This window comes from Pseudomonas sp. S1_G07 (assembly GCF_054668565.1).
In genome coordinates this window covers 2,946,257-2,962,089 of record NZ_CP162778.1, presented here as the reverse complement: position 1 = coordinate 2,962,089, position 15,833 = coordinate 2,946,257, and the positions used below count along the sequence as shown (strand labels likewise).

Below are 15,833 nucleotides of genomic sequence, written 5' to 3'. Positions count from 1 at the left end.
GGTGGCTCAGCCAAATATCTGTTACTGATACACCGCTATCGCAGGCAAGCCAGCACATTTATTCATGGGTACATTTCATAAAAATGGCCTCACAAAGAGGCCATTTTTTATAGTGTGTCAGCGGTTATGTACGCATCCCACGCCCACTCACCAGCAACCGCGCGCAACCGATATACAAGACGATGGTGGCCACGATCATGAAAGTGATCGCCACGCTGATCTTGATATCCGACACGCCCAGGATGCCGTAGCGGAAAGCGTTGACCATGTGCAGCACCGGGTTGGCCAGCGACACGGTCTGCCAGAACGGCGGCAGCAAGGTGATGGAGTAGAACACTCCGCCCAGGTAGGTCAGCGGCGTCAGCACGAAGGTGGGGATGATCGAAATATCATCAAAGTTGCGTGCGAACACCGCGTTGATAAACCCCAGCAGCGAGAAGATCGTCGCCGTCAGTACCACCACCAGAATGGTGACCCCGAGGTGATGCACCTGCAGGTGGGTGAAGAACAGCGACAGCAACGTCACGATCACCCCGACCATCAAACCACGCAACACCCCGCCCAGGGTGTAGCCGATCAGGATGGTATGCGGCGACACCGGTGACACCATCAGCTCTTCGATGGAGCGCTGGAACTTGCTGCCGAAGAAGCTCGACACCACATTGCCGTAGGAGTTGGTGATCACCGACATCATGATCAGGCCCGGCACGATGTATTCCATATAGGTGAAACCACCCATGTCGCCGATCTGCCGGCCGATCAGGTTACCGAAGATCACGAAGTACAGGACCATGGTGATCGCCGGGGGCAGCAGGGTCTGCGGCCAGATCCGGGTAAAGCGCTTCACTTCACGGTAGACGATGGTTTGCAGGGCGATGAGGTTGGGTTGCAGTTCGGAACTCATACCGCCACCTTCGTCAGATTTTTCTCCACCAGAGACACGAACAACTCCTCAAGGCGATTGGTTTTGTTACGCAGGCTCAGCACTTCAATGTTCTGGGTCGCCAACTGAGTGAACAGCGCGGTGATGCCCATGGCCTTGTCCACCTGGACTTCCAGGGTGCGGCTGTCCACCAGGCGGCTGGGGTAGCCGAGCAGTTGCGGCGGTGTCGACAGGTTGTTCTTCAGGTCGAGCAAAAAGGTTTCCACATGCAACTGGCTGAGCAGATTACGCATGCTCGTGTTCTCGACGATGGTGCCGTGGTCGATGATGCCGATGTTGCGGCACAGTTGCTCAGCCTCCTCCAGATAATGAGTGGTGAGGATGATGGTGATGCCTTTCTGATTCAGCTCGGTCAGGAAGGTCCACATCGAGCGACGCAACTCGATGTCCACGCCGGCAGTGGGCTCATCGAGAATCAACAGGCGCGGTTCATGCACCAGTGCGCGGGCAATCATCAGGCGCCGCTTCATACCGCCGGACAGCGAGCGCGAAGGCACATCGCGCTTGTCCCACAGGCCCAGCTGCGTCAGGTACTGCTCGGCGCGTTCCTTGGCGATTTTCGCCGGGATGCCGTAGTAGCCAGCCTGAGTCACGACGATGTCGAAGGTTTTTTCAAACTGGTTGAAGTTGAATTCCTGGGGCACCACGCCGATGGAGCGCTTGAGCGCCGCCGGGGATTTATCCAGGTCATGACCGAAGATATTCACCGTGCCGCTGGTCTTGTTGACCAGGGTGGAGAGGATGCCGATGGTGGTGGATTTGCCGGCACCGTTGGGGCCGAGCAAGGCGAAGAAATCACCTTCGGCAACGTCCAGATCGATACCACTCAGGGCCTGGAAACCGTTGCCGTAGGTTTTGGTTAGCTGCCGGATGGACAGAGCGGAACTCATATCGGATTACGCACCAAAGAAGGGAATAGAAAGAGTAGATGAGGGCGCACCGCAGGTAGTTCAACCTGCGGCGTATGGCGAGCATGGTGCGTGCCCGCGTCGCACAAGTACAGTCACCCGCATTAATAGTCAGTATTAAGTCAACGCGGTCATGACTGCTTTACGGTAGGCCGGTCGCTGCTGCAAGCGCTGGTACCAGGCCTCCAGATGGGGCATCGACGGGCGCTCGATGGGCATTTCGAACCAGGCGTAGATAAAACAGCCCAGGGGGATATCGCCCATGCCGAACGTATCGCCCGACAGGTACGGCTGCTCGGCCAGGGCCTTGTCCACGGTAGCAAGCGCATCGATACAGGCGTGGCGCCCGGCATTAATGCTGTCCCAGTTCTGTTTTTCCGCCGGGGTACGCACGACACCCCAGAACACCGCCTTGAACGGTTCGGCGAGGGTCGCGGTGGTCCAGTCCATCCACTTTTCAGCGTTGGCACGCGCTTGCAGGTCGCTCGGGTAAAACGCCGACGCGTGCTTGGCGCAGAGGTAACGCACGATGGTGTTGGATTCCCACAATACAAAGTCATCGTCCTGAATCATCGGCACCCGGCCATTGGGATTCAACGCTCGGTATTGCGGCGTGTCGACCACACCAAAAGCTCCGCCCGCATCAATCGCCTCATAGTCCAGGCCGAGCTCCTCGGCGCACCACAGTGCTTTCCTGACATTGGATGAATTTTTACGACCCCAGATCTTCAGCATGACCGCGCCTTATTGGTAATGAACATGGCTTGTTGAACGCAGCAGCATACGCCGGTTCACGCGCGGCTTGAATCGCTGTGCATGTCCCCCAACAGGCTCGGCAGGTGCTCGGCAAACAGGTGCGGGTAACATTTCTGCAGGTGGGCGAAGAAGAATTCCTCGGGTACATCGGCAAACTGGCCGTGGTCCAGAACGTACTCCATCGAACGCCGGCCCTGGCGGTTGAAGGCGTGGAAAACGCTGTCATTGACGCCATCGAATTCCAGCGGCGGCACATCGAACACCTCGCACAATTGGCTGTTGAACGCCGGCGTGGCCTTGACCCAGCGACCGTTCAAATACAGTTCGGTGTAGCCGTGCATGGCGAACACATCACTCTTGAGCAACGCGAGCAAGCGTGGCGTCGACAGGTGGTTGCGCACATCCGCCAGGCCGATGCGCGCCGGGATGCCGCAGTGGCGTGCGCAAGCGGCGAGCAAGTTGGCCTTGGGCACGCAGTAGCTCTGGCGGGCAGCCAGTGCGAAGCTCGCGCTCAGAGTGTCTGGGTCGCGGCTGAAGGTGTAGGGGTTGTAGCGGATCGCCTCGCGCACGGCAGTGTAGAGACTGACTGCCTGGTCAGTTAAATCCGCACCGGTTCCGCGGTGTTTTTCGGCGAACTCCACCACCGCAGGGTGGTCACTATCGATGAAGCGGCTGGGACTCAGGTACGTTTCCATGCGCGTGATCTCCGAGGGGAGCCTGGAGTTTAACGACAGGTCCGCCACAGAGATAACGACGATTCGGCCAAATGTCGGCGCCTGCTGATCGGTGCCTCCCGTACAACTCGTTACACCCTGACTACCGCGCTTTCTCGGATGCCGACTAAGCTCCATGGTGGTTTCGCCCCTGGTTTCACGGAGGATTGAATATGCTGTTGTTGTGGATACTGGTTCTGGTGGTCGGCATTGCCTACCTGGCACACCGCCGCACCGCGCCCCTGCCCGCGCTGGGCGTGGTCGCCGTTTACCTGCTGGCGATGGGCGCCTGGAGCCATGCACCGGGCTGGCTGCTGCTGATTTTCTGGGTGTTGATTGCCCTGGTTGCAGCACCCTTGCTGCTGCCGGACCTGCGCCGCCAATACTTCACCAGGCCGCTGTTCAGCTGGTTCCAGAAAGTCCTGCCGCCGATGTCTGAAACCGAGCGCGATGCCATCGACGCCGGCACCGTATGGTGGGATGGCGAGCTGTTCAGCGGTCGCCCCGACTGGGACAAATTGCTGGCCTACCCCAAGGCCCAATTGACCGAGGAAGAACAGGCCTTTATCGACGGCCCCACCGAAGAACTGTGCGCCATGGTCAGCGACTGGGAAATCGGCCAGGCCATGGACCTGCCTGCCAGCGCCTGGGAGCATATCAAGACCCACGGTTTCTTCGCCCTGATCATCCCCAAGGAATACGGTGGCAAGGGCTTTTCCGCCTATGCCCACTCCCAGGTCGCGATGAAGCTCGCCACCCGCAGCGGCGACCTGGCCTCCACCGTCATGGTGCCCAACTCCCTTGGCCCGGCCGAACTGTTGCTGCATTACGGCACCGATGAACAACGCAACCACTACCTGCCGCGCCTGGCGCGAGGCGATGACATTCCATGCTTCGCCCTCACCGGCCCGCTCGCCGGCTCCGACGCCGGCGCCATGCCCGACACCGGGGTGATCTGCAAAGGCGAATGGGAAGGCCAGGAAACCCTTGGCCTGCGCCTGAACTGGGAAAAACGCTACATCACCCTCGGCCCGGTTGCGACGCTGCTCGGGCTGGCGTTCAAGGCCTATGACCCGGATCATCTGCTGGGTGAAGAAGAAGACCTTGGCATCAGCCTCGCGCTGATTCCCACCGACACCCCAGGCGTGGAAATCGGCCGCCGTCACCTGCCCCTCGGCGCTGCTTTCATGAACGGCCCCAACTCAGGCAAGGATGTGTTCATCCCGCTGGAGTTCCTGATCGGCGGCCAGGACATGCTCGGCAAGGGCTGGATGATGCTGATGAACTGCCTGTCGGTGGGCCGCTCTATTTCCCTGCCGGCAGTCGGCACCGGCGCGGCCAAATTCACCAGCCTGGTGACCGGCCAATACGCCCAGGTGCGTGAACAGTTCAACGTCCCACTGTCCGCCTTCGAAGGTATCCAGGAAGCCCTGGCGCGTATCGGCGGCAATGCCTGGCTGATGGACAGCGCGCGCATGCTCACCGCCAATGCCGTCGACCTGGGGGAAAAACCCTCGGTGTTGTCGGCGATCCTCAAGTACCACCTCACCGAGCGCGGCCGCGAGTGCATCAGCCACGCCATGGATGTGCACGGCGGCAAGGGCATCATCATGGGCCCGAACAACTACCTGGGCCGCAGTTGGCAGGGTGCGCCGATCTTCATCACCGTGGAGGGCGCGAACATCCTGTCGCGCAACCTGATGATCTTCGGCCAGGGCGCCATCCGCTGCCATCCGTTCGTTCTCAAGGAAATGGCCCTGGCCGGTCGCGAAGACCGCGACCAGGCACTGAAGGAGTTCGACGGCCTGCTGATGCAACATATCGGGTTCGCCGTGAGCAACGCCGCCAGCACCTTGGTGTTGAACCTCGGCATTGGCCACTTCGAGAAAGCACCCGGTAACCGTCTGAGCCAGGGTTATTTCCGCGCACTCAACCGTCAGGCCGCTGCGTTCGCCCTGCTCGCCGACCTGAGCATGATGCTGCTGGGCGGCGAATTGAAACGCCGCGAACGCCTGTCGGCACGCCTGGGGGATGTGCTCAGCCACATGTACCTGGCCTCGGCGGCCCTCAAGCGCTACCACGACCTCGACTCGCCGGACCACATGGAGCCGCTGTTTGCCTGGGCCATGGAAGAAAGCCTTGGCGAATCGGAGCGTGCGCTGGATGAACTGCTGAGCAACTTCCCGAACAAGATGCTTGGCTGCCTGCTGCGGGTGATCGTGTTCCCGTTCGGGCGTCGCCACACCGGGCCGTCCGATGCACTGGACGCCGAGGTGGCCGCCGTGATCGGTCGAGCCAAGGGCGACCCGACCCTGGAAGAGTTGCTGGCCGGCTGCTACCGCCCACACGCGGTAGACGACCCGGTAGGCGCCCTGCAACATGCCTACGACCTGCTCGGCGCCAGCCACCCATTGCAGAAAAAACTGCACAGTGCGTTGAAAAGTGGCCAGGTCAAACCGGCTGCCGGGGAACACGCCATCGACGCCGCACTGCATGCCGGCGTGCTGCAGCCGGCCGAAGCGCAGACCCTGCGCGACGCCGAAACCGCACGGCGCAAGGTGATCGACGTGGATGATTTCAGCAAGGAAGAGCTGGCCCAGGCTGAGGGTAAAGTCCGCTGATCCCAGCGGTCATATAAATGCGGGCGCGAGAGCTATATACTCTCGCGCCCGTTTTTGCTTTAGAGGACTTATCTCGTGTCCAACGTCGTTGCCGATCACCTCGTCTTGCTCGACCACCTGCGCAGCATCCTGGTTGCCGTCGGCGAAGCCGAACAGGTGCCCGAGGAAAGCCACACCCTGTTCCTGGAGCGCTTCGACGAATTGCGCGCCCTGTTGCCGATCGACCCGATCGAGAGCCAGTACCTGGGCCAGGACCTGATGAGCCAGGTCATCCTGCGCTACCCGCAAATTGCCCACCTGGTGCCACGCGACCTGCTGTGGTTCTTTGGCGGCGATTGCCTGCACTTCATGCCCGATGAAGAACTGGACCTGTACCAGGCCTTGGAAGAACGTCGCCATGAAGCCGAATTGAACGACGAACCGTTCGACTGGAACCAGGAAAAGCAGCTGCTGGCCATGCCGGCTGACCAGAGCAAGCACTGATCAGCCAGCCACGCCTGGGGGCCGCTGCAATGTCGGCTCCTTCGCCATGCACTCCACCAGATAATCAATGAACACCCGCAACTTAGGCGGCAGGTAGCGCGTGGGCGAATGCAGCAACCACGCCTGGCCATGGTAGGACGCAATAAAATCCCACCCTGGCAACACCTGCACCAACTGCCCCGCCTCCAAGGCATGTCGCGCAGTAAAGTACGGCAAGCTGCCAATACCCACATGCTGCAACACCGCATCCAAGCGCACGCCGGTGTGGTTCGCCGCATAGCGGCCCCGCACGCCAACCGTCACCGTCTTGCCCGCCTGGCGGAATTTCCAGCGCGAGTCGCCCGGGGTTTCGCCGAGGTAGATACAGCTGTGCTCGAGCAAATCATGGGGGTGCCCGGGCGTACCGTGCTCGGCCAGGTACTGCGGCGTCGCGCACAGCAAATGTTCGATTGGCAACAACTGGCGCCCCACCAACCCCGGCGGCGGGCTGTCGGTGATGCGGATGCTCAGGTCGACGTTGTCATCGATCAGGTCCAGCTGCCGGTCCTCGAGGATCAATTGCACATCCACCTTGGGATAGCGCCGCAGGAATGCCGGCATATGTGGATGCACCACGAACCGCCCCACCGCCTTGGGCACGCTGACCCGCACCAGGCCCTCGGCTTCGTGGGTGAACTGGCCGCTGACTTCCATCACCGAGCGCGCTGCGCTGACCATCTCCTGACAGCGCTTGAACACCTCTTCTCCACCTTCGCTCAGGCGCAGTTTGCGCGTGGTGCGTTGCAGCAAGCGGGTCGCCAGGGCCTTCTCCAGGCGCGAGATACTACGGCTCACCGCCGAGGGCGAAAGGCTCAACTGACGCGCTGCTTCGGAAAAACTGCCGGTCTCGACGACCTTGACGAAAATCGCCATTTCGCCCAGCAGCGGCAAAGGAAGATTAATGCTCATGACGCACAGGTCCATTGAAAATTTCGTGGATTATCACCCATCCACGCACTACTTATACTGCCCGCAGAACCCCGATGCGGATGTAGAGAATGACCGAGCGCCTGTTTTTCACCCACGACCACTTGACCGCCGAGCTTGAAGTACTGAGTTGTACCCCTCACAAGGACCAGTTTGCGGTCATCCTTCAGTCGACGATTTTCCACCCCCAGGGCGGTGGCCAGCCCTTCGACACCGGCCGGCTCGGCGAAAGCAACGTGCTTCGCGTGAACCATGAGGCCGACCGTGTGGTGCATTACGTCGACCAACCGATAAAACCCGGGCCGATCACCGCGCAAGTCGATGCACAGCGCCGCGCCCTGCACACCCGCCTGCATTCGGCCGGGCACTTGATCGGCAACGCCGGTGAAACCTTGGGCTGGATGCCGATCAAGGCCCACCACTGGCCGGGCGAAGGCAAGGTCACCTTCATCCGCGGCGAAGTCGCCCAAGCCATGGACGCCCAGACCCTTCAACGGCAGATCGACCACTGGATCGCCGCCGACTACCCGCGCTATATGACCCTGGAAGACGGCACCCGCGAAGTGGGCTTTGGTGAGTTGCCTCCGTACGCCTGCGGCGGCACCCATGTGCAAACCCTGGGCGAATTGGGCCAGGTGACGATCCTGGCCCTGTCAGAGAAAAAGGGCGCGCTGTCGGTGCGCTACGCTCTCGACTAAACCGCAATCGCCCCCGCCCGCCCTGGTTCCACCACGAAAGACTTGAGCGTCGACACCGTGGCCGTCGGGTCGCGCGGGTCGCTGATTACCCGCAAGTGGGTGAGCATCTGCTGCGCATCCAACGCCACCGACACATAGCCCCGTTGGCGACTGTCGAAAAACTTCACGTGGGGGTTGAGCGGCAGGATCCTGGTAAAGGCCTCGAAGGGCGGCCCGTCGGACGTCACCGAGGTGCCGACGAACTCGGTGGCAACCACCCGCGAATCCGGGTTGTTGGCCTCGGCATGCAGGTCCGTGACCCAGAACGAATGGATATCACCGCCCCAGAACACCGGGTTATTGACACCATGGCGCTGGATGGACGCCAGCATCCGCGAGCGGTTAGCCATGTAGCCATCCCAACCATCGGTCCAGCGCCCCGGCTTATGGTTGGTCAGGTCGCGCTGGGTCAACGGCGCCACCAGCAAATCCTGGGCGATCACATTCCACTGCGCCTTCGACTGGGCAAAGCCCTGGTCCAGCCACGACTCTTGCTGCCAACCGAGCATCGTGCGAGCAGGGTCGCGCAGGTCGCGGCAGGTGTTGGCGGCGATATGCCCCTGGTGACTGCCATTGGCCAGGATGCACGGCTGCTCGGATCGGTATTGTCGCCCGTCAAGCACGTGGAAACGGGCAAGCCGGCCGTAGTCCAGCCGCCGGTAGATGCGCATATCCGGCCCCTTGGGAACACTGCTGGCGCGCAGTGGCATATGTTCGTAATAAGCCTGGTAGGCCGCCGCCCGCTGCTGAATAAATTGCGCGACGGCTATCTTCGGGTCCTGGGACCAGCGGTTGGCATAGTCGTTCTGTACCTCGTGATCGTCCCACGTCACCACGCTGGGCGCGGCGGCGTGCAGGGCCTGCAGATCCGGGTCGGTCTTGTACAGCGCATAGCGGTTGCGGTAATCGCTCAGGCTCTGCGCATTGCCGCTGCCATGGGAGCGAAACACCTTGCCGGAGTCCGCCGCGTACGAACTGTCGTAAATATAGTCGCCGAGAAAAAACACCAGGTCCGGCTGTTCCGCCGCCAGGTGACGATAGGCGCTGAAATAGCCGCGCTCCCAGTGCGAACAGGAGACAAACCCCAAACGCGCCGCCGCCATGGCGTGCAGCGCCGGTGCCGTGCGCGATTGCCCCAGCGGGCTCTGCGCGCCTAACCCTTCGAACTGATACCAGTACGGCCTGCCCGCCTCCAGTCCCGTGACCTCCACGTGCACCGAATGCGCAAACCGCTCGCTGGCCATGACCTCACCCTGGCGCACAATCCGCGTCATCGCCGCATCGCTTGCCACCCACCAACGCACTGGCACCGCGCGTGCCAGGCCGCCACGACCGTCCATGGCATTGAACAACGGCGCCAGGCGCGTCCAGATCACAAAGCCATCGGGCAACGGGTCGCCCGACGCCACGCCGAGGGTAAACGGATAATCCACCCCGGCACTGCGCGCAAAAGGGCTGAGGATCGAAAACGTGGTAGCGACCGCCAGCCCGGCGAGTACCCGGCGTCGGCCGTGGTCGACCGCGCCGCTCACAGTCGCGACTCCCAATCCTCGCGCACAGTGGCGAACACCAGCATGTCTTCATGCACGCCGTTCTTCAGAAACGCCCCGCGCAGGCATCCCTCATAGCGCAGGCCGATTTTCTCCATGACCCGGGCCGATTCCTTGTTGCGGCTGAAGCACTGGCTGCCCACGCGGTGCAGGCCCAGTTCGGCAAACCCATGGTCCATCAGCGCGCTCGCGGCTTCAGCGGCAAAACCCTGGTTGCGCTCGCTCGCCGCCACCCAGCCCCCCAGGTGCCCGTAGCGATGGGCAGCGTTGATACGCAGGCTGACGACACCCATCAGTTCTCCGTTGTCACGCCGATGCATGCCCAGACTCAAAACCCCTACGGTGCGAAACTTTTCCTGCAGGCCGTCGATAAAATCCAGCGCCGTTTGCAGCGTGTAGGGTGACGGAACGCTCGCGGTGTTATCGGCAATCTTCGGACCATTGGCAAGGCGGCATAAGGTCTCGGCCTGGTGTTTTTCCAAGGCGCGTAATAACAGTCGAGGGGTGGACAGATGTGGCAATTCGCTACTCATTTCCGGGAGCCCTCAATGTAAATTTTTTGAGAATGGCCCCATTGAGTTTCAGTTCTGTTACGTCGCAAAAATGACCGGGAAGTCGGCTGTAAGACGCGTCCTAGAGCCCTTAAAACGTCAATTAAAGTTAACCAATCGGTCATTTTTCGCTGCTAGCGAGTCGCCCCTAATTCAATAACGGGGTAGCGGAATGAGAACCTGGGACGAACCGAAAAAACGCAAGGCGCACATCGAGCTGATTCCGATGATCGACGTGATGATGTTCCTCCTGGTGTTTTTCGTACTCGTGAGCCTGAACGTGATCCCGGCCCTCGGCATGAAGACCCAACTGCCCAGCGCCAGCAGTTCGCAACAGCTCAAGCCGCAGAACAAATTCATCCTGACCCTGGGCCTGGAAGGCCAGCTGCAACTCGACGGCAAGGACCTCACAGTCGACGCCCTGGTGCCGGCGCTGAAGGCCGCGGAAAAACCCGACACCAAGTCGACCATCATCGTTAACAGCGACAAGGGCGTGGAGGTTTCACGCCTGGTGGAGGTCATGGACACCCTGCGCCTGGGTGGCTTTACCTCCGTGTCCATCGCCACGCGTAAGTCCTGATCATGTACATCCTGTTTCGTGCGCGCCAGTGGCTGGGCAGTGTCCCGGCCGTGATCGCCCTGGTGCTGATTGCACTGGGTATCCAGTCACAGACCTTGAAGGTCGAGCCGGTGTACGACGAGTCGGCGGTCGAGTTGGCGTTGGTTGAGCCGGAGCCAGAGGTGCCTCCCACACCGGTGGTGGAACAAGAGCCACCACCGCCGGTGATCGAGAACGAGGAGGCCGAACCGGCGCCACCACCGCCACCGCCAAAACCGCTGCCAAAACCTGAGCCCAAGCCCAAGCCAAAACCGCTGCCTAAGCCCGTAGTGGCCAAAACCGCGCCCACCTCGCCACCGGTGGCCGCTGCCAAACCAGCCCCACCCGTGGCCGCGCCGACACCGGCCCCGCCGGCGTCCCCCCAAGGTCGACAGCCAAGCCTTGGAAGGCGGCTATCTCAAGGGTTTGCGCAACGAGCTGGACACCTACAAGCAGTACCCCACCGGACGCCAGGCATCCCTCGAACGCCCCACCGGCGAGGTGGTGGTGTGGCTGCTGGTGGACCGCCAGGGCCGGGTGCTCGATTCCGGCTTGCAGACCCAGGCCTCGAGCATGCTGCTCAACCGGGCCGCCACCAACAGTTTACGTCGTATCAAGCAAGTCAAGCCGTTCCCCGAGCAAGCCTTCGGGGGGCGCAATGAGCAGCGCTTCACCGCCACCTTCAACTACAGCGTGCAATAGCACCCGACACCAGGACGATACTGATGAGGTTCACACGGATTCATCTGGCACTCGTTGCCGCGAGCATGGGCCATGGCATGGTCATGGCCGACACCAGCGAAAGCGATGTCGGCACGATCGGCGTTCAGGGCAAGGCCACCGCAGGGGGCGGCTACATGGTGCAGGAAGAAAGCATCAAGGGCCGTTCCACGGTGACCAAGGAAGCGCTGGATAAACAAACCGCCACCGGCAACGCCATCGACAAGCTCAAATACACGCCGGGCCTGAACATTTCCAGCGAAGACAACACAGGCCTGTCGGGCTTTCGCTTCACCATGCGCGGGCTCAACTCCGACCAGGTGGGGATGTCGGTGGACGGCATGCCGATCAACGATTCGGGCAACTACGCGCTGTACTCCAACCTGCTGGGCGACCCGGAAAACATCGACCAGATCTTCGTCACCCAAGGCTCGGCCGAAGCGGACGGCCCGCACATCGGTTCCAGCGGCGGCAATATCGGTATCGTGACCATTCGCCCGACCAAGGAAACCGGCGCGTTCGTCAAACAGACCGTGGGCAGCAATGCCACCCGCAAGACCTTCGCCAGGCTCAATACCGGTGAGGTCAATGGCCTGAGCAACTGGCTGTCGGCGTCCCATACCGAAGGCCAGATGTGGCGCGGCTCGGGCGCCGTACGCGCGGACAAGGTGGAGTGGAACAGCTTCTTCGACGCCGGCAATGGCAACACCGCCAACCTGATCCTCAAGTACCACGAGCAGGACAACAACAGTTACAGCCAGTTGACCAAGGGCCAATTCCAGCAGAACGGCCGCAAGTACGACCCCTACCCCGCCACGCCGACCGTGGGCAGCAACGGCAAGCTCAACAGCTATTACGCCCTGGCGCAGAACCCGTTCCAGACCTTTACCGGCGTGCTGAACACCCAGTTCAAACTGGCCGATAACCTGGCCCTGTCGGTGATCCCGTATTACTTCTGGGGCAACGGCAGCGGCGTCAACTCGTCGAGCTATGCACTCAACAGCGGCTCCAACCAAGGCGGCGTGTTCGACCTGAGCAACCTGCCCAGCGCCGCCCAGTACAACGCCGACGGCTCCTCCACCACCGGCGTGTACTACCGCCCTTCGCGCACCCAGACCTGGCGTCCGGGCATCACCACCAAGCTGAACTGGGACCTGGAAGAACACAGCCTGCAATTCGGCTACTGGTATGAGCGCGCACGCCAGAGCCAGACCCAACCGTTCATCGCCCTCAAGAACAGCGGCAAGCCCACCGACACCTGGCCGGACGGCGACGCCGTAGTCGATGCCAATGGCAACACCGTGCAAGGCCGCGACCGCTTCACCGTGACCCCGGCGCAGAAGGTCTGGGCCCAGGACACCTGGTACATCAACCCGGACTGGACCCTGGTAGCCGGCCTGGCCTACATGAACGTCAAACGTGACGGTACCAACCACGGCAGCCTCACCGAACAGGCAGAAAAACGCAACCAGACCTACAACAAGCTGCTGCCCAACGCAGGCCTCAAGTACCAGTTGGATGAGCGCGATCAGTTGTTCTACAGCCTCTCGCGCAACATGCGCATCCCGCAGAACTACGTGCTGTACGACAAGGGTGTGGATTCGATCGACTCCAAGCCGGAAACCAGCTGGAACCACGAGTTGGGCTGGCGCTATACCGATGACGACATGACCGTGGCCGCCACGCTGTTCTACATGCAGTTCAAGGATCGCCAGGTATCGTCCAAAGACATCAACGGCGACTTCGCCGACATCAACGCCGGCGCCGTCAACAACAGCGGCCTGGAGCTGGAATGGAGCGGCCTGCTGCCCAACCACTTCAACTACTACACCTCCTACACCTACACCAAGGCCGAGCAGCAGGACGACCTGACCGTGTACAACGCAGGCAAGGCCATCCTGTTGCCCACCAGCGGCAAGCAGTTCGCCAACGTGCCGAAAAACATGCTGGCGGCCAACATCGGCTATGACGATGGGCGCTTCTACGGCACCTTCGGTGGCAAGTACACCAGCAAGCTCTATGGCGACCTGACCAACGACGAAGCCATCTCCGGGCGCACCGTCTTCAACGCAGGTGCCGGTATCTACCTGCCGGTGGACAAAAAGGTGGTCAAGGACGCGACCCTGCGCCTGAACGTCGACAACCTGTTCGACAAAAAGTACCTGGACGGCGTGTACACCACCAAGACCAACGCGGCCAGCTACAGCGGTTTCCGCGACGGCGACCCGGCCTACATCGTCGGCCTGGAACGCACCGTGACGGTGTCCCTGGAAGCCAATTTCTAATTGCGAGGTAAGCGAACATGGACATGAACCTGCTCCACGACGTCACCTTTTATGTGATGTATGCGGCGATGGCCATTGCCATCTTTATCACCATTGAGCGCGGCATCTACTTCGCCTATGTACGCCGCCAGGCACGGGCGTTGACCGAGGTGCTGGGCGCCAATGTGCACAGCGAGCACGACTTGCCCCAGCAGTTGACCCGCCGCGACAGCCTGCCGCTGAATATGGTGTTGCCGGTGTTGGCACAGAAAGCATCCCAGGGTTCGCGCAAAGACCTGGATGACGTGATCGAAACCCAATACCTGACCACCCGTGCGCCATTGGCCCGCAGCCTGTGGATCATCGAAACCATCACCACCGCCGCACCACTGCTAGGCTTGTTGGGGACTATCCTGGGCATCATAGATACCTTCAAGGCGCTGGCCACGGCCGGGGTTTCCGACCCAGGGCAGATTTCCGGTGGTATCGGGACGGCGTTGTTCGCTACGGGTCTGGGCATCGCCATTGCGCTGTTCTGCGTGGTGTTCCACAACTTTTTCCAGGACAGCCTGGAGCGTATCAACGACCAGTTGAAGATCCTGCTGATCCGCGCCGCCACTGGCGCGCGCGTGCAGGGTGAAGTGCCACACCTGGTGCCGGCGCCGTTGCACAGCCGCACCGCATGACCGTTCGGTCGGGCGCATAAGGCGCCCGCCACTTTTTCAGTGAAGGGAAGCTATGTCCGTCGCTTTGAAATTGCGCATCGCCGGCCTGGCAGGCCTGCTTATGAGTCCGCTGGTTCACGCGGACTTTTCGATTCCTGGATTTGAACTGGTGCACACCGTACCGGTGGATACCAGCCTCGGCACCGACGATTTGCGCCAGCCTGGGCCGGTATGGATCGAGCTGTTCGACGGCGCCAGGAGCCGCATTGATATCGGCCAGTTTTATGCGGCCGACCATCCAGGGTCGGTGATGGACAAGGTGATCGAACATCTGGAAGCCGCCGGGAAACGCGGAGTCAACATTCGCTTTCTGCTCGAAGAAAAAGGCATCAAATTGTCGGACGCCTCCACGCTGGAACGCCTGCGCGCGATTCCCAACCTGAGCTTTCGCGTACTGCCCTACGGGCAACTGAGCGGCGGTATCATCCACGCCAAATACATGGTGGTGGACGGCAAACAGGCGTTTATCGGCAGCCAGAATTTCGACTGGCGCTCCCTGGAACATATCCACGAAACCGGCCTGCGCATCAGCGACGCGACGGTGGTCGGCCAGGTGCAGGCGATCTTCAATCAGGACTGGCACGCCCAGGCGGCGCTCAGCGCAAACAAACCCGTGCCACTACCGGCACCCGGCAAACAACCCGCGCGCACCGGCAACTACCTGGTAGCCAGCCCGCAACGCTACAACCCGCCGGGTGTGGGTGACTCACAACTCGAACTGCCGCGCCTGCTGGGCGAAGCCAAAAAGGAAGTGCGCGTGCAACTGCTCGACTACGCGCCGCTCTCTTATGGCCCGGATAAAACCCGGCCCTACTACGCGGTGATCGACAACGCCGTGCGCGCCGCCGCTGCGCGCGGGGTGTCGATCAAGCTGATGGTGTCCAACTGGAACACCGAGCCGCTGGAACTGCCCTACCTGAAAAGCCTGGCGGTACTGCCCAACGTACAGATCAAGATCGTCACCCTGCCCGAGGCCAAGCAAGGGTTTATCCCCTATGCGCGGGTGATCCACAGCAAGACAATGGAAGTCGATGGGCAAGTGGCCTGGGTAGGCACCAGCAATTGGCTGGGCGGCTACCTGGATAATTCGCGCAATCTGGAGGTGGTGATGCGCAGTGAAGCGATGGCCAGGCGCGTCGCAGCGTTGCATGAACAGTTATGGGATGGGCCGTATGCCAAAGCCCTGAATGTGACCGATGAGTATCCGGTGCCACACCCTGGCCAGCCTTGATCAGGCCCACCTGAGTAACGGTATTGCGTGGAAACATTTCTGACAGTTTGATCAGAAAATTCCAACT

The 15,833-nt window shown here is 61.2% G+C and carries 14 protein-coding genes and 1 pseudogene; 8 read left to right on the top strand and 7 right to left on the bottom strand.

Features of this window, described 5'->3' with window-relative positions:
* Positions 1–124: 124 nt before the first annotated feature.
* From AB4O05_RS13680 to AB4O05_RS13665, 4 genes are all read right to left on the bottom strand, one after another.
* Complete coding sequence (locus AB4O05_RS13680) at positions 125–904, bottom strand: ABC transporter permease (RefSeq protein ID WP_217883638.1); 780 nt, start codon at positions 902–904, stop codon at positions 125–127.
* Complete coding sequence (locus AB4O05_RS13675) at positions 901–1,833, bottom strand: ABC transporter ATP-binding protein (protein WP_460137054.1); 933 nt, start codon at positions 1,831–1,833, stop codon at positions 901–903. Before AB4O05_RS13675 ends, AB4O05_RS13680 begins: the two co-directional genes overlap by 4 nt.
* A gap of 135 nt (positions 1,834–1,968) precedes the next feature.
* Entirely contained in the window at positions 1,969–2,586 is a 618-nt protein-coding gene (locus AB4O05_RS13670; RefSeq protein WP_460137055.1) for a glutathione S-transferase family protein, read from the bottom strand.
* 56 nt (positions 2,587–2,642) lie between these two features.
* Positions 2,643–3,302, bottom strand: coding sequence for a transglutaminase-like domain-containing protein (locus AB4O05_RS13665; RefSeq protein WP_460137056.1), 660 nt, complete (start codon positions 3,300–3,302; stop codon positions 2,643–2,645).
* Positions 3,303–3,493: 191 nt separating this feature from the next.
* Between AB4O05_RS13665 and AB4O05_RS13660 the strand changes: the two genes are divergently transcribed.
* Both AB4O05_RS13660 and AB4O05_RS13655 read left to right on the top strand, forming a co-directional pair.
* Positions 3,494–5,941: an acyl-CoA dehydrogenase gene (locus AB4O05_RS13660; RefSeq protein ID WP_460137057.1), complete on the top strand. Its 2,448-nt coding sequence runs from the start codon at positions 3,494–3,496 to the stop codon at positions 5,939–5,941.
* Positions 5,942–6,016: 75 nt separating this feature from the next.
* Entirely contained in the window at positions 6,017–6,424 is a 408-nt protein-coding gene (locus AB4O05_RS13655; protein ID WP_460137058.1) for a PA2817 family protein, read from the top strand.
* On the opposite strand, the gene AB4O05_RS13650 is transcribed toward AB4O05_RS13655, so the two are convergent.
* Complete coding sequence (locus AB4O05_RS13650) at positions 6,425–7,372, bottom strand: LysR family transcriptional regulator (RefSeq protein WP_460137059.1); 948 nt, start codon at positions 7,370–7,372, stop codon at positions 6,425–6,427. It abuts the gene before it with no gap.
* Between the two features lie 89 nt (positions 7,373–7,461).
* Here AB4O05_RS13650 and AB4O05_RS13645 point away from each other — a divergent pair, with 89 nt between their 5' ends.
* Positions 7,462–8,088: an alanyl-tRNA editing protein gene (locus AB4O05_RS13645; RefSeq protein WP_460137060.1), complete on the top strand. Its 627-nt coding sequence runs from the start codon at positions 7,462–7,464 to the stop codon at positions 8,086–8,088.
* On the opposite strand, the gene AB4O05_RS13640 is transcribed toward AB4O05_RS13645, so the two are convergent.
* Both AB4O05_RS13640 and AB4O05_RS13635 read right to left on the bottom strand, forming a co-directional pair.
* Positions 8,085–9,659 (bottom strand): alkaline phosphatase D family protein, encoded by a 1,575-nt coding sequence (locus AB4O05_RS13640; RefSeq protein ID WP_460137061.1) that lies wholly within the window; start codon positions 9,657–9,659, stop codon positions 8,085–8,087. The genes AB4O05_RS13645 and AB4O05_RS13640 overlap by 4 nt on opposite strands.
* On the bottom strand, positions 9,656–10,210 hold the full coding sequence (locus AB4O05_RS13635; protein WP_460137062.1) for a GNAT family N-acetyltransferase: 555 nt from the start codon (positions 10,208–10,210) through the stop codon (positions 9,656–9,658). The genes AB4O05_RS13640 and AB4O05_RS13635 overlap by 4 nt, the downstream gene beginning before the upstream one ends.
* A gap of 190 nt (positions 10,211–10,400) precedes the next feature.
* Between AB4O05_RS13635 and AB4O05_RS13630 the strand changes: the two genes are divergently transcribed.
* From AB4O05_RS13630 to AB4O05_RS13610, 5 genes and pseudogenes are all read left to right on the top strand, one after another.
* Entirely contained in the window at positions 10,401–10,808 is a 408-nt protein-coding gene (locus tag AB4O05_RS13630) for an ExbD/TolR family protein (RefSeq protein WP_005786670.1), read from the top strand.
* Between the two features lie 2 nt (positions 10,809–10,810).
* Positions 10,811–11,528 (top strand): annotated as a pseudogene (locus AB4O05_RS13625) (energy transducer TonB family protein).
* Positions 11,529–11,551: 23 nt separating this feature from the next.
* A complete protein-coding gene (locus AB4O05_RS13620) occupies positions 11,552–13,831 on the top strand; it encodes a TonB-dependent receptor (RefSeq protein WP_460137063.1) in 2,280 nt (759 codons plus the stop codon).
* A gap of 17 nt (positions 13,832–13,848) precedes the next feature.
* Positions 13,849–14,496: a MotA/TolQ/ExbB proton channel family protein gene (locus AB4O05_RS13615; protein WP_460137064.1), complete on the top strand. Its 648-nt coding sequence runs from the start codon at positions 13,849–13,851 to the stop codon at positions 14,494–14,496.
* Between the two features lie 52 nt (positions 14,497–14,548).
* A complete protein-coding gene (locus AB4O05_RS13610) occupies positions 14,549–15,766 on the top strand; it encodes a phospholipase D-like domain-containing protein (RefSeq protein ID WP_460137065.1) in 1,218 nt (405 codons plus the stop codon).
* Positions 15,767–15,833: the final 67 nt, after the last annotated feature.